The sequence below is a fragment of the Methylobacterium sp. 275MFSha3.1 genome (assembly GCF_900108435.1).
Taxonomy (GTDB): Bacteria; Pseudomonadota; Alphaproteobacteria; order Rhizobiales; family Beijerinckiaceae; genus Methylobacterium.
The window spans coordinates 1-18,499 of record NZ_FNWP01000051.1 but is presented as its reverse complement, the minus strand read 5'-3'; the positions used below and the strand labels follow the sequence as shown (position 1 = coordinate 18,499).

General features: G+C 61.9%; 15 protein-coding genes and 1 pseudogene. 5 read left to right on the top strand and 11 right to left on the bottom strand.

Translation table 11 applies throughout. From position 1 onward, the window contains the following. Window positions 1-23: 23 nt before the first annotated feature. The 6 genes and pseudogenes from BLW78_RS29870 to BLW78_RS29845 form a co-directional block, all read right to left on the bottom strand. Window positions 24-254, bottom strand: a complete 231-nt coding sequence (locus tag BLW78_RS29870; protein ID WP_091683822.1) for a DUF6429 family protein — start codon at window positions 252-254, stop codon at window positions 24-26. Window positions 255-668: 414 nt separating this feature from the next. Continuing rightward, window positions 669-1,472, bottom strand: coding sequence for a glycosyltransferase family protein (locus tag BLW78_RS29865; RefSeq protein WP_091683876.1), 804 nt, complete (start codon window positions 1,470-1,472; stop codon window positions 669-671). Between the two features lie 607 nt (window positions 1,473-2,079). Continuing rightward, window positions 2,080-3,654, bottom strand: coding sequence for a glycosyltransferase family 2 protein (locus BLW78_RS29860; protein WP_091683874.1), 1,575 nt, complete (start codon window positions 3,652-3,654; stop codon window positions 2,080-2,082). Between the two features lie 599 nt (window positions 3,655-4,253). Continuing rightward, window positions 4,254-4,349 (bottom strand): annotated as a pseudogene (locus BLW78_RS30840) (IS5/IS1182 family transposase); the annotation flags it as partial. 113 nt (window positions 4,350-4,462) lie between these two features. Beyond that, window positions 4,463-5,311, bottom strand: a complete 849-nt coding sequence (locus BLW78_RS29850) for a class I SAM-dependent methyltransferase (RefSeq protein ID WP_091683870.1) — start codon at window positions 5,309-5,311, stop codon at window positions 4,463-4,465. A gap of 472 nt (window positions 5,312-5,783) precedes the next feature. Then, window positions 5,784-6,977 (bottom strand): discoidin domain-containing protein, encoded by a 1,194-nt coding sequence (locus BLW78_RS29845; protein ID WP_170855289.1) that lies wholly within the window; start codon window positions 6,975-6,977, stop codon window positions 5,784-5,786. Window positions 6,978-7,288: 311 nt separating this feature from the next. Here BLW78_RS29845 and BLW78_RS29840 point away from each other — a divergent pair, with 311 nt between their 5' ends. Both BLW78_RS29840 and BLW78_RS29835 read left to right on the top strand, forming a co-directional pair. Continuing rightward, window positions 7,289-8,623 (top strand): class I SAM-dependent methyltransferase, encoded by a 1,335-nt coding sequence (locus tag BLW78_RS29840; RefSeq protein WP_091683866.1) that lies wholly within the window; start codon window positions 7,289-7,291, stop codon window positions 8,621-8,623. 166 nt (window positions 8,624-8,789) lie between these two features. Next, complete coding sequence (locus BLW78_RS29835; RefSeq protein WP_091683864.1) at window positions 8,790-9,812, top strand: GDP-L-fucose synthase; 1,023 nt, start codon at window positions 8,790-8,792, stop codon at window positions 9,810-9,812. A gap of 62 nt (window positions 9,813-9,874) precedes the next feature. Here the strand turns inward: BLW78_RS29835 and BLW78_RS29830 are convergent, their stop codons facing one another. Both BLW78_RS29830 and BLW78_RS29825 read right to left on the bottom strand, forming a co-directional pair. Then, entirely contained in the window at window positions 9,875-11,287 is a 1,413-nt protein-coding gene (locus tag BLW78_RS29830; protein ID WP_091683862.1) for a coagulation factor 5 8 type domain-containing protein, read from the bottom strand. 170 nt (window positions 11,288-11,457) lie between these two features. Continuing rightward, window positions 11,458-12,687, bottom strand: coding sequence for an RNA-guided endonuclease InsQ/TnpB family protein (locus BLW78_RS29825; protein ID WP_091683860.1), 1,230 nt, complete (start codon window positions 12,685-12,687; stop codon window positions 11,458-11,460). Window positions 12,688-12,723: 36 nt separating this feature from the next. Between BLW78_RS29825 and tnpA the strand changes: the two genes are divergently transcribed. The 3 genes from tnpA to BLW78_RS31185 all read left to right on the top strand — a co-directional run bounded on the left by tnpA (window position 12,724) and on the right by BLW78_RS31185 (window position 15,019). After that, window positions 12,724-13,137 carry an IS200/IS605 family transposase gene (gene tnpA / locus BLW78_RS29820; protein ID WP_091683878.1) on the top strand — a complete coding sequence of 138 codons (414 nt, stop codon included), beginning with the start codon at window positions 12,724-12,726 and terminating at the stop codon, window positions 13,135-13,137. Between the two features lie 24 nt (window positions 13,138-13,161). Beyond that, the gene (locus BLW78_RS29815) at window positions 13,162-14,613 is read left to right on the top strand and encodes a discoidin domain-containing protein (RefSeq protein ID WP_091683858.1); all 1,452 of its coding nucleotides are present in this window, start codon (window positions 13,162-13,164) and stop codon (window positions 14,611-14,613) included. A gap of 76 nt (window positions 14,614-14,689) precedes the next feature. Next, complete coding sequence (locus BLW78_RS31185) at window positions 14,690-15,019, top strand: hypothetical protein (protein ID WP_139307791.1); 330 nt, start codon at window positions 14,690-14,692, stop codon at window positions 15,017-15,019. A 43-nt stretch (window positions 15,020-15,062) separates the two neighbouring features. Here BLW78_RS31185 and BLW78_RS32125 read toward each other — a convergent pair whose 3' ends face one another. From BLW78_RS32125 to BLW78_RS29800, 3 genes are all read right to left on the bottom strand, one after another. Beyond that, a complete protein-coding gene (locus BLW78_RS32125; protein ID WP_091683856.1) occupies window positions 15,063-15,800 on the bottom strand; it encodes a CatB-related O-acetyltransferase in 738 nt (245 codons plus the stop codon). A gap of 130 nt (window positions 15,801-15,930) precedes the next feature. Continuing rightward, the gene (locus BLW78_RS29805) at window positions 15,931-16,683 is read right to left on the bottom strand and encodes a methyltransferase domain-containing protein (RefSeq protein WP_139307790.1); all 753 of its coding nucleotides are present in this window, start codon (window positions 16,681-16,683) and stop codon (window positions 15,931-15,933) included. Between the two features lie 382 nt (window positions 16,684-17,065). After that, window positions 17,066-18,417, bottom strand: a protein-coding gene (locus tag BLW78_RS29800; RefSeq protein WP_244527109.1) for an IS3 family transposase whose coding sequence is annotated in 2 segments (ribosomal slippage) — window positions 17,066-18,079 and window positions 18,082-18,417 — 1,350 coding nt in all. Because the reading frame shifts where the segments join, the coding sequence is not laid out codon by codon here. Window positions 18,418-18,499: the final 82 nt, after the last annotated feature.

Sequence of the window (18,499 nt, the reverse complement as noted above, 5' to 3'; positions counted from 1 at the left end):
GAGAACGCCGCGGCCCTGGCGCGTCAGTCTGCCCGCGTGAACAGGGTCCGGAACAGCGCCTCGGATTGGCGCAGGCCCTCGTCGGTCAGCACCACCGATTTGGCGCGCCCGACCGGGTCGGCGATGAGCCCCTTGGCGTGGAGACGGCCCAGCGCAGCCCAGTCGAAGCCTTTCCAGGCCCGACGCTCGTCGTGGAGCGTCAGCCACAAAAGGGCGAGCACCGCCTCGTCGATGCGCTCCTCGTCGACCAACATCCGAGCAGATTAGCACGCCGCGCTCAGACCGGGCGTGGTGCCAGCCGATCGGTTACGGTCCAGGAACGCCTCAAGCTCGTCTTCCAGAGCTTCGTGCGGTTGAAGACCGCCGCCAAGGTCATGCGGATGCTCAATGCGCAAGGGCTCAATCTGCCACGGCGCGATCAACACGGCGACGTGCGCTGTGTACGGGCAACCGTGGCGGCCGTCCTCACGATCCTGACAACCCCGCCTATGCCGGCGCATTCGTCTACGGACGGCGGCGCGACAGCGCGGTCACCAGCCGAAGCGGCAAAGCGATGAGGCGGCTCCGGCCGATGCAAGAGTGGCGCTTCATCGTGAAGGATCGCTATCCTGCCTACATCGACGACTGCCCAACGCACCCGGTCCCAACAACATTCCGCCACCAGGCAGCTAGTCGAATCTATAAGTGTGCGCCTCGGTCACCGTAGCAGGAATGGCGCGGCCCCACGAGGCGAACGTGACTTCCTCGCGCTCTTGAGCGCCCATCTGTTCAAAAGCGCGCGTGTAGTTGTCGTGCACAAGAAGGTTACCCTGCGTGCCCTGGCGCGACGTCTCGCTGCTCGGCCAGAGAGGCAGCGCGTAACCACGACCATCGCCGCCTACGACCAGACATGTCAGACCACGAGCCAGAATTCGGCGGGTCAGGCCGTCGGCGCCACTCTCTGCGAAGAACGCGTCAAGCTTGGTCCTGATGGCGTAAGATCCAAGCAGCTCGCGCGCGTGCTCTCGCCGCATTGCGAAGGCATTTGTCCGGAGGTGCGGGTTCGGAAATTCGGGGAACAGCCCGTTTATATAACGCAGGCTTTCAAAAGAACCCGTGGCGCCGACCATGCCCACACCCGGCGAGTCCAAATTGCGAAGAAGCTTGGCGAGCCAAAACGGAGCGCTGATCTCAGAATTTGTATTGAGAAAGCAAACATGATCATCGCTCACGACCCGCAGCGCATCCGCATAGGCCCCGAGGTCGAAGCTTAGGTCGTCCGTATCAATCGCCTTGAAATCCAGCCCATCAAAGGCTTCCTCTGCCGCGGCACGGTGCATCGCGGTCGCGAAACCTTTGAAGATTATGTAGAGCTTGTGCTCATGTCCGGCAGAATGTGCCCGATAGGACTCCACGAAGCGCCGAAACCGTTCTGTGTGATCGGCTTCGAAGCCGCGAGCAAGGTAAATAACAGCGGCCGTCCTGACTGGCATGATTTTTGAGCAACTCCGACGGTGTGTGGATCGACAAGATTGGTTACGAATGCCAATAAAGAGAAGGGTGGCTTTTATCGGACAAGAACGGTTGCGACTTCTGACTCAAAGTGAATTTATTTAGGCAGCAGCGGCACGGGTGCATACACCTTGTCGACGGACGCCCGGCTCCGGGAGCAGGGGGCGCACGAGGATTCCAGCTCGTCAATAACCATCGGCAGACGCCTCCAGAAGCTCAGAATGGGGCTCGCACGACCGACAGGCCATTCGACACCCGAACCCTCTGACTGCAGAAGCGTCGAACCCACGTGCGATTAAATGCTCCTTATGGGCCCGTCACTTCTGACCGCGCTCACATCCAACACCGCGCCCTCACCGTTCCTTTGTCAAGCAGACACGCCGCTGGCGGGCGGACGGGACCTCTCATACGGCAACCGTCGCGGCAAGGCCCGTGCGCATTGTCTGTGGCAGCACCCGTCTAGAACACAACATTTGCGCGTCGTTTTGCGGCTCAGTCGAGTGCATAATAACAACTACAACGTAAAAAGCATATCCGATTAGCCGTATGTTGCAGATACAATGAATTTGAGGCGCAAGGCCACCCATCTCACCTTCCTACATTCAAAATATAACTGGCTGATGATCCCGGTATGAGTTCGTTCTCGAAATTTGGTCTGCCAAAGCAATCGTTAAGATAATCGGAGAGGCACTCGTCCCAAGTGATCAAATTTTTCACGAGATGCAAACAATCCGAAAGAAGGTTAAAGAGAGTCGAGTCATCGCGCCAGATCGATTGATCAAACTTATCGTGACCGCAGATGACCAGTGAAATCGGATGTCCATTCGCGACAACGTTGCCGTATTTGCATAGAATTCTCAGATAGACATCCGAAGCGAATAAAATTATCGGCGCATTCAATGGCAGATTCTGTATAATGCGGATAAATAAATGTTGATGTATATCCGTTGCAATCGCCGACGATCCTTCGCCGGCAGATATATAATAAGTTCCCTTAATCGCGCCGAAGATTCTCGCATTGAAATCGCTGTGATAAAGATCAAATACGACACAGTCGTCTATTTTATCTCGCCGCATTAACACCGGAAGCACCTCAGCAAGACACAATGCATCTTGTGATGTTAGGTTGTCCGGCAAGGCCACTAGACCGGCAGGCTTACGGCCCGTCAATTTTCTGCTAATTGACTCGTAATAGTTGCCCGACTCATACGAGATTAGCTTAAGACACGTGCCGACAACGGACTCCGCTTCGGGAATTGCAACGCCGGGGTCGATTCTCGCAGCCGACCAAGTAGCGTCGAGCAAAACGGGATCGGAGGCAAATCCACTTACCACATCTGTGTGTGCGATCTCCGCAGAGTCTTCTTTGACAAACTCGAGAGTTGACCTGCTCTGTATCGCATCAACAAAACCTTTGAAGCTAAAAAAAGTGCAATACGGGACTAATTTTTGATTCGCGTCTTCAATCGATCCGGTAATGCTACCTCGCCTTCTCCTGTAGTAAAGTACAGTTCTGGGTGCAACTCTGAATTGGCATCCATTAACAAGGGCTTCGCAGTTGAATTTCCAATCTTCATAAGCGAAGATTGGACCAGATACGTCTTCGAATTTCAAAAAATCGAACATGCTCCTGCGCAAAAAAATCCTGGAAACGAAAGGATGACTGCTAAAGAGCAATTTCGGCGAGATGTATTCCGAGCCAAAATATCTTGTTATTCCATATTTGGAGCCAAACTCATATACGTATTCTGGAATCACTATAGTTTTCTGCGCGGATCGGGACGCAGCCGAGTACATATCAGCGAACATATTATAAGATATCAGATCGTCAGCGTCACATGTCGCTACAAAATCGCCTGCGGAGACATTTATTCCAGCCTGCCGCGCCAATCCGAGCGACCCGTAATCCACAAAAACTGATTTATAGTTGGAGTAGTCCGATTTATCGAACTCTTCGAACAATGCTGATGTCTTATTGTCTGATCGATCGAAGACTGTTACCAGCTCAAACCTTAGCCCGAATTGACGTGCATACGAAACCGCGCTATTTATTGATTTCATTGTGCGCTGCAGAAAATGGATCTCGTTATGAACATTCAAGATCAAACTTATGTGCGCCGCTTCGCCAGCCGATTGTGCGCTTGATCGAGCAAGCGTCATCATGGATATCTCACAAGCCAAGTCATTCCTATATTCCGCCGCGACGTGCTATGAGATTATCTCGTCGCGGTGAGTCCGCGGCGAGCAATTGCCGAGCTCCTAGCGAACGGATTCGCAAAGTTTGAACCGGATCTGCGCTCTGAGAGTAACGCGCCAAGGAGCCAGCGCCCACGAAAGCTGTCAAGTTCCACCACCTACAGATCATAATCGCTGATTTGCCTCCCCGGCAAGCATGACGCTGCTGAGGCTCCGCGCCCGCGCGGCGATCTGGCGGAAGCGCCACGCCCCACCTGTGACCGGGCTGGAGACTAGGATGTGGGCCGAGCGGGGCCGGTTCTCGCTGCATGCTGACAGGGCCAAAGCGATGAACTACATGCTCAGCCGCTGGTCGGCCTGCGAGCATGTTATACACGACGAGCGGATCTGCCTGATCACGTATGGTGTCGAGGAGTCCCAATCGTTATCCGGCTGCAAATTTTTCTGGCTTCGGCTTTCAAGCCTCGACCATGCGCTCGCAGGCCTGCTCGGCCCGTGTCAACTAGGCGGCTTCCCGATCTCGGACCTCGTTGGCTCGACTTTGGCCATTTGCTGCGGATCGCGCTCCCCGAGCTCTCCCGCGGAAGCGCCAGATAGGGCGCGACGAGCGCCCACTCTTCATCGCTGACGTTGGACGGGTAGACGGCGCGTTCCAAGCTCATCCTCGGAAACGCACAGCCGCGTCAGCGGTTCATAACAGGCTCTGGGCTGGCACCCGCGTTGTTCAGTAACCGCCCAGTCTATTTGCGCGCGAGATTACATAACGGTGCGGCACCTAAAGTTTCTTCATCTGAATGTGATAGCCGATGGTGAACTGGTAATCTTTCACCTCCTCGTCTAACTCTGTCAGAAGTCGGGGCAGCAACTCACCGAAAAGGTCCTCTAATGCGGGAACGTGCTCGCTCAAGAGGTGCTTGTAGCGCGGAGACCAATTGCGCACTCGAAGGCACTCCTGCGCGTAATGGCTGAATGAACCTCGATTTGGAATTATCTCAATTACTTCAAGCCCGAAGCGCTTTGCCACATAGTTATACCAGTGTGGAGTGTACCCTCCATAGAAATGGAAAGGCTCTTGATGTAGGCCGGAGCCAAGAGGCGCCGTTATGAAAAGATCACCTTTCGGTTTCAGCACGCGAACCATTTCCTGGACAGCTTTGATTGGTTCGGGCACGTGCTCAAGAACTTCCGTTGAGATGACGCAGTCGAATATATTTCCGTCTACCGGAATGTCGGTAATATCGCAGACATAATCAATGATGCCGTACAGTCCCTCTTTTTTTTCGGGATCAAGCAGGCCCTCATATTGCTTGAAATCAGCAGATTTGTAATCGCAGTGCTCAAACAGTGGCTTGTACAGGCAGGTACCCGCGCCGACATCTAATACTTTGGACCCGGCGGGTACGCTCCTCGCCATCTGAGCCACCCACTGGTCGCGATTGAATTGGTTGTACGCTAGTATCTGTTGTACGGGGGGCTCCGGATTGCCGCGACGGGAGTCCAAAAACCGGATGAGAGCATCGAGACGTTTTAGCCTACTATCTCCCGGTGCTGTCTGCTCAGACGCTTGATTATTTTGCTTTGGTTGCATGGTGCGAAAGATGGTTCTCATTTTTTGGCCGAGCATTAGACCGGTCCCGTGGCAGGCAGCGATGCTATGGAGGAGCCGTAGCGCAGCTCGATCGCTGTAGCGCTCTTCGCGTATCACACACGGGCAGGAAAACGTAGGCCATGGTGACTACCGCGCGGCCGGCGGCAATAAGCCGATTGCGTGCACTCGGCAAATCCTCGGGTGCAAGGTTGGCGCTTCAGCCGAGACCAGAGTGCTTGGGCCGCAGCAACGAGAAAGCGTCACTCGGGCGTTATGAAGCGGGGTCTGACTTGGGCGTGAAATATGGCACCCCGTCCCCTTGCGGCGTACTCAGCCTCGACGTTCATTGAACTTACACAGTGGCGGGCGTCCTGCACATCACTCGACATACAGGCGACCGACACTTTGTCGACGTCCGCTGCATCCTCCACCTTGCGGCAAGGTACTCCTGTCCGGCTGCGGCATCCTGATCGGGCTCCTGCGCGTGCCGGGGCTATGGCTCGGCCGCTCAATTGTCCAAGCGGAGCCCATACACGCGCACGTCTTTGAGGTGGAGCGGAGTCGTCGCGTCGAGCATCACCTTGACGTAGCGAGCCACCCCGTTCGCCACGTTCACGACCAATGGGCTGATGGCGTCCCACTCCGCGCTCACGGCATCGTAGACGAGACGGAAGTCGTCGCCGGTCCGGCCGACATAGAGCTGCAGCCGGTTGGCGCGCCAGGCGAAGCGAGGGGCAGGGCGATTGAGGATCTCGATCCTCTCGATATGGTGGAGGGTTCCGAGGTCGAGAATCCACCAGGGGCGTTCCTCGTCATCCGTATGGAAGAAGAAATCCCTGTCCTCACCGGTGTTGTCCATGATGCCATGGTCGGGCGACCAGACCGAGGCGGAGCTCTGGCACCACGCCTTGCCGGTGGAGATGCAGCGCGCGCTCAGCCGCTCCTTCACGAGCGCTGCCTCGAACAGGCCTAGCATCTCCTGGAGATGCTTGGTGAAGATGTCCTCCCCGAACCGGATGCCCGGAAGTGTAAACTCGTTGCGGATCAACATATTGCTCAACACGCTCTGGTCGTGCCGATGCTCCTGGTAGCCGGAGAGGTTTTCCAGCCCACAGGCGTTGGGGGCGTCCGTCAGAATCCGCGGATCTCGGCAAAATTCCAGCCACTCCGCCACGAGTTTGCGCGTCTCCGGGCCGGCGATGAAGCCCAGATACGTCGCGATCACCTGTTCCTCGTCCCAGTACCGGCTATCGTCGCATCCCATGTAGTGAAAGCAGTCGCGCTTGGTCCACGATCGGTTGGGAGCGGGTTTGCGCGATATGGCGATACGGCGATCGCCGTCCGACAGCCATGCCAGCATCGGCAGGATCGAGTGTTCGAGCACGTTGCCGTCCTCGGGCAGGCAGTCATTGTAGACGACCAAGTCCCCGTCAGCGCTTGCCTCAAGCGCGCGCCAGATCAGGTAGGGCTTCCACAGCCAGTAGCCCTGACCCCGCGATAGCTGGAGAATGTCGCGATTCTGGTCGAAGAAGGCTGTTGCCTTGATGAGGTCGTAGCTCCAGCTCTCGATGGCGTGAAACTCACCGTTAGCAGCCGCTGCCGCGGTGAACGTCCGCTGATGATCTACGTAGCGCTGCCCTGACGCGAAGGTGACGAGGACGCGGCGGGTGCTGCGGAACCGATATCGCAAGTCGAGCAGCATCGCCTCGCGTTCCGCGGCGTACTGCGTGTGGTAGCTGTTGGCCCGCAGCTCGCTCGTGCTACCGTCGTCTTGAGCGTTAAAAATCATAGGAAATTCGCGGCCAATTCCTGCGCCAGACGTGTCGGACGCTCTTGTGAAGGAAGTAGGATGGATAGTTATATCTCTACGAGGCGGTAAATATTGCTGATTGAGCGTTGAGGGGCCTAGCTGACGACGTCTGAGACATCCGTTCGGGTTGCTTCGCCCAAACGCGCCGGTTATCAACCGGCCCCAGCGAGCCGGGCCCCGGCGCGGCGTTCGAGCGGTCAACGATGCACATCATACACAAGACGCATTGCCGGGTGTGTGGCAACCCGGCACTCAAGCCGGTGATCGATCTCGGGATGCAGTACCTGCAGGGCTCCTTCGTCAAGCCCGGCGTGCAGGCGCCGCCGAAGCGGCGCATCCCGACCCAGCTCGTGCGCTGCGACATCGCTGCAAACGAGGATGCGTGCGGGCTTCTCCAACTCGCGCACTCGATCCCGCCCGCCATCCTCTACGCCAATTACTGGTACCGCTCGGGCACCACGCAGACGATGCGCGATCACCTCGCCGGGATCGCGCGGCTCGCGCAGGATCTGCTCGGCCGGCGCCCGGCCCGCGTCCTCGACATCGGCTGCAACGACGGCACGCTGCTGCGCTCCTACCCCGAAGGCGTCGAGCTCTGGGGCGTCGATCCCTCCGACATCGCGTCCGGGCTCGCCCACCCGATCCAGGTGATCAACACCGTCTTCCCCTCGCCCGAGACGGAGGTGCGGCTCAAGGGCAAGGCGTTCGACGTCGTCACGTCGATCGCGATGTTCTACGACCTCGAGCACCCGGTCGAGTTCGCCCGGAACATCGAGGGGCTCTTGGCCGACGAGGGCATCTGGGCCCTCGAGATGTCGTACATGCCCTTGATGCTGATCAAGAACTCGTTCGACACCGTCTGCCACGAGCATCTCGAGTACTACAGCCTCTCGGTCCTGCAGACCATCATGGCGCGGGCCGGGCTGTGCATCTTCAAGATCGAGTTCAACGACGTCAACGGTGGCAGCATCCGCTGCTGGTGCTGCAAGGCCGCCTGCTTCGCCTACGACAGCGAGGAGGCGCGCGACCTCATCCGCCGCGTGCAGGTCCGCGAGTTCGAGATGGAGCTCGACACCGACACGCCCTACGGCGAGTTCCAGGCGCGGCTCGACCGGTTGCGGGCGGAGATGACCGATCTCATCGGCCGCATCCGCGCCGAGGGCAAGACCATCCACGTCTACGGCGCCTCCACCAAGGGCAACGTCCTGCTGCAATGGTACGGGCTCGACCATCGCCAGATCCCCTACGCCGCCGATCGCAACGAGGACAAGGTCGGCGCGATGACGCTCGGGACCGATATCCGGATCCTCAGCGAGGCCGAATCGCGGGCAATGCGCCCCGATTACTACCTCGTCCTGCCCTGGCATTTCCGGGCGGAGTTCCTGGAGCGGGAGCGCGAAACCATCCTGTCGGGCACCAGGATGATCTTCCCGCTGCCGGAGATCGCGATCGTCGGGCCGGAGAACATCGATGCCGAGATCGCGCTAGCCAAGGCCGAGCGAGCCGAGGCCACGCGCTACCTCGCCGGTGAGGGCTGAGGGTGGACGGTGTCAGAGGCGCTCGGCGCGCCTGACACGGCGACCATCCTGCCGCCGCAAACGGCGGTGACACACGGGCCGCGTCGCGATGGGTGCGAGCGCGGTCAACGCAACTTCGAGGGCGGCGGGCGTTGACCGGCCCCGCGCCCTGCCACGGGGACGGGCGATGGAATCCAACAGCGGCGGTATCGGGGGCGAGATCACGCCGGGCTCCGGCGGGACGGGAGCGGAGGCCGCGGTCGGTGGCGCCCCGCAGCCGGTCTACGACCTCAAGGGCAAGCGGGTCTATGTCGCGGGACACCGGGGCATGGTCGGCTCGGCCATCGTCCGCCGCCTCGCGAGCGAGGGCTGCGAGGTCCTCACGGCCGGCTGGCCCGGCGTCAACCTGATGGAGCAGGCGGAGGCCCGCGCCTGGATGGAGGCCAACCGGCCCGACGCGGTGTTCCTCGCGGCGGCCAAGGTCGGCGGCATCCACGCGAACGCCACGCGCCCGGTCGACTACCTCTACAACAACCTCATGATCGAGGCGAACCTCATCGACGCGGCCCACCGCGTCGGCGTCGAGAAGCTGCTGTTCCTGGGCTCATCCTGCATCTACCCGAAATTCGCCCCTCAGCCGATCGTCGAGGAGAGCCTGCTCACGGCCCCGCTGGAGCCGACGAACGAGCCCTACTCGATCGCCAAGATCACCGGCATCAAACTGTGCGAGGCCTACCGGCGCCAGTACGGCAGCGACTTCATTTCCGGCATGCCGACCAACCTCTACGGGCCGGAGGACAATTTCGATCTCGAGACCAGCCACGTCATGCCGGCGCTGATCCGCAAGGCGCACGAGGCGAAGCGGACCGGCGCGCGCGAATTGGTGATCTGGGGCACGGGCTCGCCCCGGCGCGAGTTCCTGCACGTCGATGATTGCGCCGACGCGCTGGTGTTCCTGATGAAGCACTACAGCGACATGACACACGTCAACGTGGGCTCGGGCAGCGACGTGACGATCCTTGAACTCGCCCGGCTCGTGGCGGAGGTGGTGGGTTTCAAGGGCGAGATCGTCACCGATCCCTCGAAGCCGGACGGGACGCCGCGCAAGCTGATGAGTGCGAACAAGCTGCAAGGGCTCGGCTGGACGCCGCGGATCGACCTGGCCGACGGCCTGCGCACGACCTATCAATGGTACCTGGAGAATTGCTGAGCATCGGCTCGAGGGCCGGCGTGTGAATATCGCGCCGGCCCCGCAGCGGTCACCGCACCCGCTCAGGTCCGGTCGTCGAAGGCCAGGTTCTCGGCCGGGTACTCGATCATCAGCCGGCGCTGGGCCTCGGAATTGGTCCACTCGCCGATCTTCATATACCCGCCGCCGACATCCCTGACCTCGATGGCGCGGCCCACCGTCTCGATCGACTGGAAGCCCTGCGGCCAATTGCACGAGAAGTAGAACACCTGATCGACCCGCTCCGATAGGTGACAAACGCCGGGTCCGAAGGAGCCGAAGCCGAAGACGAGATAGCGGCCGTTGGCAATCGCGGCGACGTCGTCGACCAGCGTGCCGCTCTGCGTCGTCAGCGGCAGACCGATGCTCTCAACATACGCCTCCAATGCCGGGATCACCGGATTGGCCCGGTTCTCGAACACCATCTTGATGGACCCGATGCGGCCCTCTGCCCGCAGACGCTCGATGACCATCCGGTAGAAGGCCAGCGGCGGCTGCGGGTAGTTCGGATCGATCCAGGTGCTGAAGATGTCGCCGGAGCGGATGTGGATGATGAGCTGGTCCTCGAGCTTGTCCGGAAACACCTCCGGCAGGCCGTTGAACACCCGCCGGATGTAGGTGTGGACTACCTCGCGCATGGAAAGCGGACTGCGCGCGTTCACCATCTGCTGGAAGGGCACGTCGAAGAACATCCCCGAGAGGAAGTAGCCGTCGTCCGGCAGGGGCTCGTCGGCGGGGATGAACGTGATCCCGTGGCAGGTCAGGCGCTCCTTCAGGAAGATCGCTTGGCTCCGATCGATCTTCGGGATCTTGATGAGCTTGAGGCCCAGCGCGCGCGCGGCCGAGATCGCGACGTAGTACTGCACGAGGCAATTGCCGAAGGCGCCGTTTTCCAGGAGCGCGATGCCGACGAGCGCTTTCGTGCGCGGCCGCTCCGCGCTCACGAGGCTGTAGGAGGTATGCAGCACCGCCCCCGGGCGCTCGTGGAGGATGTTGAAGTCGACCTCGATCAGCCGGCGGAAGACGATCAGGTCGAGCATCGCCGCCTCGCACCAGACGTGCAGCCCCGCGATCGTCAGCTCGGCCTCGGCGACGGAGGCGCGGACATGGCGTCCCCAGGCCGCCTCCCCGGCTGCGATGACGGCGCGGATCTCCCCATCCGCTCCGGCCTGCGCCACGACCTCCGGCTCGACCCAGGTCTGCCCGTCGGAGGAGAAGGCGAGCTGCAAGGCAGCCCCCTCCCCCGATCGGCCAGGTTCGGTCAAGCTGACCGAGACGGCGTGGATCGGAAACCGCATGCCGAGATCCACCTGGAGCGCGAACGCCCTCCCCTCGGCACCGTGGGCCGAAGAATCCCCAGCGGCGGAAGCGAGCGCCCGCCCGTCGGAGGTCTGGGTCACCTCCCGGGTGATCGCGAGATCGACGAGGTCCCTGCACCGATCGGCTGCTGCGGTCATGCGATCCACTCGTTCTCCCCTCTCACAGCCGCGGCGTGAGTCCCGGATCGCCTAGCCGGATGCCGCAACGCCATGCAAGCCGTGGCGAGGGAGCGACGCGGCCCTCCATACTCGGCGCGGCAGGACGGCTACGGTTGACCGCGCGCAGCCCACCTGCTCAGACACCCGCGTTAACATCTTCCCCGCCGTGAACGACGGGGATTTTCGGAGACTGTGAGGTCTCGTCCAGTTGACGCTTCACAGGGCTGCTGATGCACACCCTCTACGTCCAGCAACGGTGTGTTCCACCGCCGTTCGATGGTGATCGCCGCGTTGACGTCGGCATGGTCGGTGTGGCCGCAACCGATACAGATGAAGCGCGCTTGGCTCTCGCGGCTTCTTGCATCGACCACACCGCACGCCGCACAGGTCTGCGACGTGAACCGTGCAGGCACAATGACCACCTGCCCGCCGCGCTCTTCCATCTTGTCGGTCAGGATCGTCGCGAAGAGGTGCCAGCCCGCGGCCAAGATCGCCCGGTTCAGCCCGGCCTTCTGCCGGACGTTGCGGCCGGGCTCGGTCACTGTGCCCCGGGCGCTGGCCGTCATGCCACGCGTGTTCAGGTCTTCGAGGACGGCCACGCCGTACCTGCGCGCGATGTCGAGCGCGGCCCTGTGGTGGAAGTCGCGCCGGATCCGGGCTTGCCGGGCTTGGAGACGGGCGACACGGGCCTGAGCCCTGCGCCTGCGGTTCGATCCGCGCTTCCGCCGGGCGACGATGCGCTGTGCCTTACGCTTCAGAACCTCGATCCGCTCCAGGCTCGCGGGCAGCGTCAGCATGTCGCCCGTGGACAAGGCCAGCGTCGTGGCTACCCCGCGGTCGATGCCAACCACTTCCAGGCTTGGCGCGGGCGCTTCGTGCGCGATCTCGCGGGTGAAGGCGACGTACCAGCCCGAGGCATCAAGGCGGACGGTCACGTTCTTCAGGTCGCCGCGCATCGGCCGTGTGTCGCGGAACTTGACCCAGCCGATCTTCGGCAGGCGCACGGCGCTCCACTTGCCGTTCAGGGACTTCACCGCGACCTCGCGGCCAGGGAAGCGGAAGCTGTCGTCCACGCCGCGCTTGCGGGGGCGCGGGAACGCGGTGCGGCCCGCGAAGAAGTTGCCGAAGGCCCGGTCGAGGTCGCGCAGAGCCTGCTGCTGGCACGAGACGTAGACGGCGCGCACCCAGTCGAACTCAGCCCGCAGGCGCGTCAGATCGGCAGCCTGGGCGACGTAGCCGAGGCGGTGCTTCCGGCCCCAGGTCGCCTTCTGCTCAAGGGCGAGATTGTAGACGAGGCGGCACACGCCCGCGAACTGCCGAAACAGGGCCTCCTGCTCGGGCAGCGGTTCCAGCTTGTAGCGGAAGCCGCGGGCGATCACCCTGAGAGCCTACCGGCTGGCCTCAGGAGCCGCAACATTGAAGCCCGTAGAGGGCGGCACGTCGTTTCAGCGCTTCATGCTCACTTGGTCTTCGTCGCCAACTTCCGGCGCGACGTGCTCTCGGCGCTGGCGATCCGCGACCTGACGGCGATCTTCGCCAAGGTGTGCCGGAACTTTGAGGCGGAGCTTATCGAGTGCTCGGGCGAGGACGATCATGTCCACCTGCTCGTCACCTATCCGCCCAAGGTCAGCCTGTCGAAGCTCGTCAACAGCCTCAAGGGCGTGCCGAGCCGCAAGCTGCGCGACAGGCGCCCCGAGATCACGGGCCGCTACCACCAGGGCGTGCTCTGGACGCCCTCGTACTCCGTCGCCCCGTGCGGCGGTGCCCCTTTGTCCGTCGTGGCCGAGTATGTCCGTTCGCAGCGCACAGACGCGCTCTCCCCGGCCTGAAGGCCAAGGTTTCTAGGATTTCCGATGACCGCGCCCTTCGACGACCCGGACCTCTACGTCAACGTCGCCCTCGGCAAACCGGCGACGCAGAGCTCCCGACCGTGGTGGTGCCCGTTGGGCCCGGAGGGGCTGGTCAACGGCGATTTCAGCCAGGAATACAACACCCACACCGACGTGGACGAACCGGCGTGGTGGCAGGTCGATCTGGGACAGCGCCTCCCTTTGTCGGCGATCGTCGCCCACAACCGGCGCGAGCTGGCGCGGGAGGCCGCGCGCTCCCTCCGAATCGAAGTCTCGGAGGACGGTGCGGCCTGGACGCTGATCCATGCAGGGCTGACGCATTTCCGGGCGCGCGGCCAAGCGAGTCCCCTGCAACTCCCGCTCGCCGGCCTGGTCTGGGCTCGCTTCGTCAAGGTGTCCCTCGACGAGCGACAGCCGCTGGTGTTGACCCAGGTGGAGGTCTTCGTCGAGCGACCGGCCCTCGAACTGATCCGCCTGCGGGAGCGCATCGGCCTCGATGTCCCGCTCCTCGCCGAGGCGCCGAGCGCGGTCGAGCAGATGAGCTACGCCCTCGTCGGGGCTCCCGGCACGCGCGATGCGCCGCTAATCGGTCTCTCGCTCGTGCTGAACCCCGCCCTCGGCAACGGTCTGATGCAACACGCGATGGCGATCGCCCTCGCCCGCCGCCTCGGTCTAAGATACTTCAAGCTCGCCAAGCGTGACATCAGCGGTGTGATCGCGCGCACCGAGCCGGTGAACCTCGGCGGCATCACCTTCCTGCCGAACACCCATCCGTTGCCCGAGGGTGGCTGGTTCCTCGAGGGATACTTTTGGGAGTTGGAGCACCACTCGCGCTTCGCCAAGGACCTGCTCACGCCACACGAGAAGCGCGAGATCGTCCGCACGATCATCCACCCGCTATTCAACCTGCTGCCCCCGGTCTTCGAGCCGAAGCCCGAGGACGAGCTGATCATCCACATCCGCTCGGGCGACGTATTCAGCACCTGGGTCAACGCCGCCTACATCCAACCACCGCTGGCATTCTACACCCTCGTTATCGATCGCTTCTTGCGGGCCGGCCGTATCAGCCGCGTCAAGCTTGTCTATGAGAACCGGATGAACCCGGTGATCGATGCGCTCGAAGACCACCTCACGGCGCGCGCGATCCCGTTTTCCGTGCAGAGTGGGACGATCGTCGATGACACCCGCGCGCTCGTGAACGGGCGTCATCTGGTGTTCGGATTCGGGACCCTAGGCCCCGCGATCTGCTACCTGTCCGACACGGTCGAGACACTGGTCTCGTTCGCCAATGGCTACGATCACAAGTTCCGGGAAATTCCGACCGTCAAAAATGTGATCGAGGTGTTCGACGCCGGTGACTACATCAAGCCGGGCGGCTGGAACAATTCGCCCGAGCAGCGTCAAATGATGGTCGAGTACCCTGAGGCGAACCTGCGTTTCGAGGGGACGATCTGATCCGACGAGGATACGAGCCGATGCGGCGGGAAGCGACACGCTTCCGCCGGCGTGCGAAGCGAAGGGATGGAGTCACGTGCAATTCTACGAACTGATCGTGATCGAGAGGGGCAGCGGACGCACCCTGTCGCGCTTGCCTCCCGCCGAACAATCCTGGGGGACATTCAGCCGGGGCGAACTGATCCGCCTCGACGGGGGGTGCTTCCCGATCGATCAGGTGGTCAACGCCTTCACGAGCCGCGACGCAGCCACGGTCTGCAGCACGGTCCTGCTGTTAGGTCCGATCCTGCCCGAATCCGCCCTAGGTGTCGCCATCCCGGAAGCCGCCGTGCCGCCCAAGCCGACACCGCCTGACTCGACACCATTGCTGCCGGATTCAGGGCGCCGCAGATGGTGGCGCCGCTGACGCGTCTTGGGAAACGCGACAGCGGTGCGCGGCACAAGCCGGATCAACGCGTCGTGGTCTGATCGAAGTTCTGGGCGAAGGCCTGCAGGTTGATCGTCTCGGGCTTGTACTCTTCGATTCCCCCCGCGATCCGCTCCTCGACGGCATCGATGAACTTCTCCGGGTCGGTGATCGAGCACTGGCGCAGGTCCCAGAAGGCGTAGCGCCACCATTGCACCTTCAGGTAGCGCTCGATCAGCGCGTCGGGGAAGCGCATCTTCACGATCCGGGCGGGGCTGCCGGCCACGATCGCGTAGGGCGGCACGTCCTTGGTCACCACCGCCATGGCGCCGATCACCGCCCCGTCGCCGATCGTGATGTCGGGCATCAGGAAGGCGCCGTGGCCGATATAGACGTCGTTGCCGATGCGCACGCGCTTGGGCCACAGATACGGGCCGGAGATCTCGTAATCCTCCGCCCGCGGGTCGAGGCGGTCGAACACGGCCGAGTGGTGCGTGTAGAACAGCGGCGAGGTCGAGCCGCACTGGACCGGGTGGCTGCCGCGCCCGACCTGGACGCTCTCGCCGATGGAGACGTAGCGGGCGATGTCGGCGCCGAAATAGTAGCCGCTCACCGCGTACGAGAACGCCCCCATGGTGAGGCAGTAGTCGATGCCCATCCACTTGATGCTGCACGGCGGCTCGAAGGTGCAGTCCTCCGGCAGGCCGAGTGGGGCCGGGTGCAGGGCTGACACGCCGCGTTTGAGCAACTCCTGCTTCATGGCTTCGGTGACGGTGATCATCCGGTGTCCTCAGGATCAATGGTTTGGGCTGGCGCCGCCCTGGTTCAAGCGGGAAGTGCCGGCCGCATAGCGGCAGCGCGGGTAGTCAGTCGCGCAGGTAGCACAGGCGCTCGCTTCAGCCGTTCCGGCATCACAGCTTCGCGAAATGAACCACCGGGTCCCGGAGATTGCACCCGATATCCGGGTCGAGGACAGTGAACCCCCGGGCCTCGATGATCTCCCGGAACCAGGGGAGTCCGAGGTTGTACCAGCGGCCTGGGCGCGGTCGATCATAATCTCGCGCGCTCTCGTTGATAGCCAGGGCCGCGGCGAGCTTGGCGTAATCGCTGATCATGATGTAGCCTCGCGCACCCGGAGCCATTTTCCGCGCGATGGCGTCGAAATAGGCAGCCGTGGCGTTTCGACTGAGGTGGCAAAAGCAGCCGAAGGAAAAGAAGAAGTCGATACCGCCATCCGGTACGCACGCGCAGGAGAAATCCTGGACCTGATCGTAGGTCACACGGTCACGGACCTCCGGATCGGTGCCCACATAGCCGAAGAAGTTGTTGTCCTCCGCCGAGACTGCGTCGAGCGCGTAGAGGTGCTTGGCGCCGTCGGCCAAGATACAGCGGGACCACGCGCCTCGGCCCGGTCCGATCTCCAGCACGACCTTGCCTCGCGTTTGATTGCGGATGCACATCAGATAAGTCACGTAGAGCGTGCTGAGATAGCCGATCTGCTGTGCCTTGATGCCCTTCTCAGCCGCGATCTCGTGTTGGTTCGCGTAGCCGTTGAACTGATCAATGCCTGAGTAGGAGGACTGGGACAATGGGTCTTGAGGGTAGCCCTCTTGATACCCACCGGGCCAAACGCCCTGAAAAGATGCGATCTCAACATTCTGCACTGCGATTCTCCCGTTTGAGCGTCTCAACCCCGACTGGGCGATTTATCAAATCGAATCGGCAACCGAGTCGGTTCTGTACATATTCAGCAGCCAATGCGAATGCCTGGTATTAAGCTTGTTGGTTGGGTGAACAAAGGAGCCAGCATTAGGTCAACGCTTTTTCTTTGGTCAATCTATGTAATAATAATCTAGTAATCCCGCCTGCCTTAACCCAGGAGCAAACTTCTAATATGATTTTTCTTCGGTGAGAAGGGCTTGATTTGTCCATTCTCGATAAGGCCTTGCAAGCGATCCATAAATATATCTATATGTCCGTCGTCAGATGATTTGAGACGGTTTGCGATGCTCAGGAACGGAGGTTCTGGTCCATCTGGGTGAGAAGTTAGGCAGCCTGCGCATGATGGCGCAAGCGGCGGTCCATGAGGGTCTGGCGTTTGATCCGCGCCCGTTCACACAAGATTGTCTCGCCGCGGCGGAAGTAGACGTCGGCAGGGGTGAGGTTGCCCAGGCTCTCGTGAGCCCGAGCGTGGTTGTAGTGCTCGACAAAGGCGGCAACCCGCGCCTCCAGTTCGCCGGGCAGGTAGGCGTGTTCGAGCAGGAGGCGGTTTTTGAGCGTCTGGTGCCAGCGCTCGATCTTGCCCTGCGTCTGCGGATGGCGGGGCGCACCGCGGATGTGGGTCATACCCCGGCTGCCGAGCCAGTCGGCCAGATCACCCGCGACGTAGCTTGAACCGTTGTCGGTGAGCAGCCGTGGCCGATGCACCACCTGCACGTGGTCGAGCCCGGCGGCCGCTAGCGCAAGGTCGAGCGTGGCGGTGACGTCGCCGACCTGCATCGTCGTGCACAGCTTCCACGCCACGATGTAGCGCGAGAAGTCGTCCAGCACGGTCGACAGGTAGTACCAGCCCCAGCCCACCACCTTCAGGTAGGTGGAGTCCGTCTGCCAGAGTTGGTTTGGCGCGGTGGGCTTGTCGCGGAACTCGTTGGCGGCTTTGATCACGATGTAGGCCGGGCTGGTGATCAGGTCCTGAGCTTTGAGCAGACGGTAGACGGTTGCCTCCGATACGAAGTAGCGCCGCTCGTCGGTGAAGCGCACCGCCAACTCGCGTGGGCTGAGCTCCGGCTGCTCCAGCGCGAGGGCGACGATCTGATCGCGAACCTCGGCGGGCAACCGGTTCCAGACCCGGCTGGGTCGGGACGGGCGATCCGCCAATGCCTCGAGGCCGCCACGCTGGAAAGCGTCGTACCACCGATAGAACGTCGCCCGGGTGACGCCGAGCTTGTCCAGGGTGGCGCGCACCGGCAGGTGGGATTGCTCAACCAGCCGGATGATCTCCAGCTTCTCAGAGGCCGGGTACCTCATGCCTCGTCGCCCCCAACCCCAGTCATACTTTTTTTCAGCAGGCGGTTTTCCACGACGAGATCGGCCACGACCTCCTTCAGCGCACCCGCCTCGCAACGCAGGTCCTTGACCTCGTCGGCGGTCGCGGCACGGGCCGAGTCGCCGGCCAGCCGCTTCTTGCCGGCCTCCAAGAACTCCTTGGACCAGCCGTAGTACATCGAGCTGGCGATGCCCTCACGCCGACACAGCTCGGCGATGCTGTCCTCACCGCGCAGGCCCTCCAGCACGATGCGGGTCTTCTCCTCCGCCGAGAACTGCCGGCGCGTGGCGCGGCGGATGTCCTTGATCACGGCTTCTGCCGGCTTCCGCGCCGGCCCGGACGTCTGTTTCATCTTCGCTCCTGGGCTACGATGAACCAGCCATCCTCCGTTCGTGAAGACCCTCAATCTGTCTCAGGAGTGCTGACGGCGGACA

What these genes read in the sequence shown, in the direction of transcription:
- BLW78_RS29870 (WP_091683822.1), bottom strand. Translation starts at nt 254, where the DNA reads ATGTTGGTCGACGAGGAGCGCATCGACGAGGCGGTGCTCGCCCTTTTG.
- BLW78_RS29865 (WP_091683876.1), bottom strand. Translation starts at nt 1,472, where the DNA reads ATGCCAGTCAGGACGGCCGCTGTTATTTACCTTGCTCGCGGCTTCGAA.
- BLW78_RS29860 (WP_091683874.1), bottom strand. Translation starts at nt 3,654, where the DNA reads ATGATGACGCTTGCTCGATCAAGCGCACAATCGGCTGGCGAAGCGGCG.
- BLW78_RS29850 (WP_091683870.1), bottom strand. Translation starts at nt 5,311, where the DNA reads ATGCTCGGCCAAAAAATGAGAACCATCTTTCGCACCATGCAACCAAAG.
- BLW78_RS29845 (WP_170855289.1), bottom strand. Translation starts at nt 6,977, where the DNA reads ATGCTGCTCGACTTGCGATATCGGTTCCGCAGCACCCGCCGCGTCCTC.
- BLW78_RS29840 (WP_091683866.1), top strand. Translation starts at nt 7,289, where the DNA reads ATGCACATCATACACAAGACGCATTGCCGGGTGTGTGGCAACCCGGCA.
- BLW78_RS29835 (WP_091683864.1), top strand. Translation starts at nt 8,790, where the DNA reads ATGGAATCCAACAGCGGCGGTATCGGGGGCGAGATCACGCCGGGCTCC.
- BLW78_RS29830 (WP_091683862.1), bottom strand. Translation starts at nt 11,287, where the DNA reads ATGACCGCAGCAGCCGATCGGTGCAGGGACCTCGTCGATCTCGCGATC.
- BLW78_RS29815 (WP_091683858.1), top strand. Translation starts at nt 13,162, where the DNA reads ATGACCGCGCCCTTCGACGACCCGGACCTCTACGTCAACGTCGCCCTC.
- BLW78_RS32125 (WP_091683856.1), bottom strand. Translation starts at nt 15,800, where the DNA reads ATGATCACCGTCACCGAAGCCATGAAGCAGGAGTTGCTCAAACGCGGC.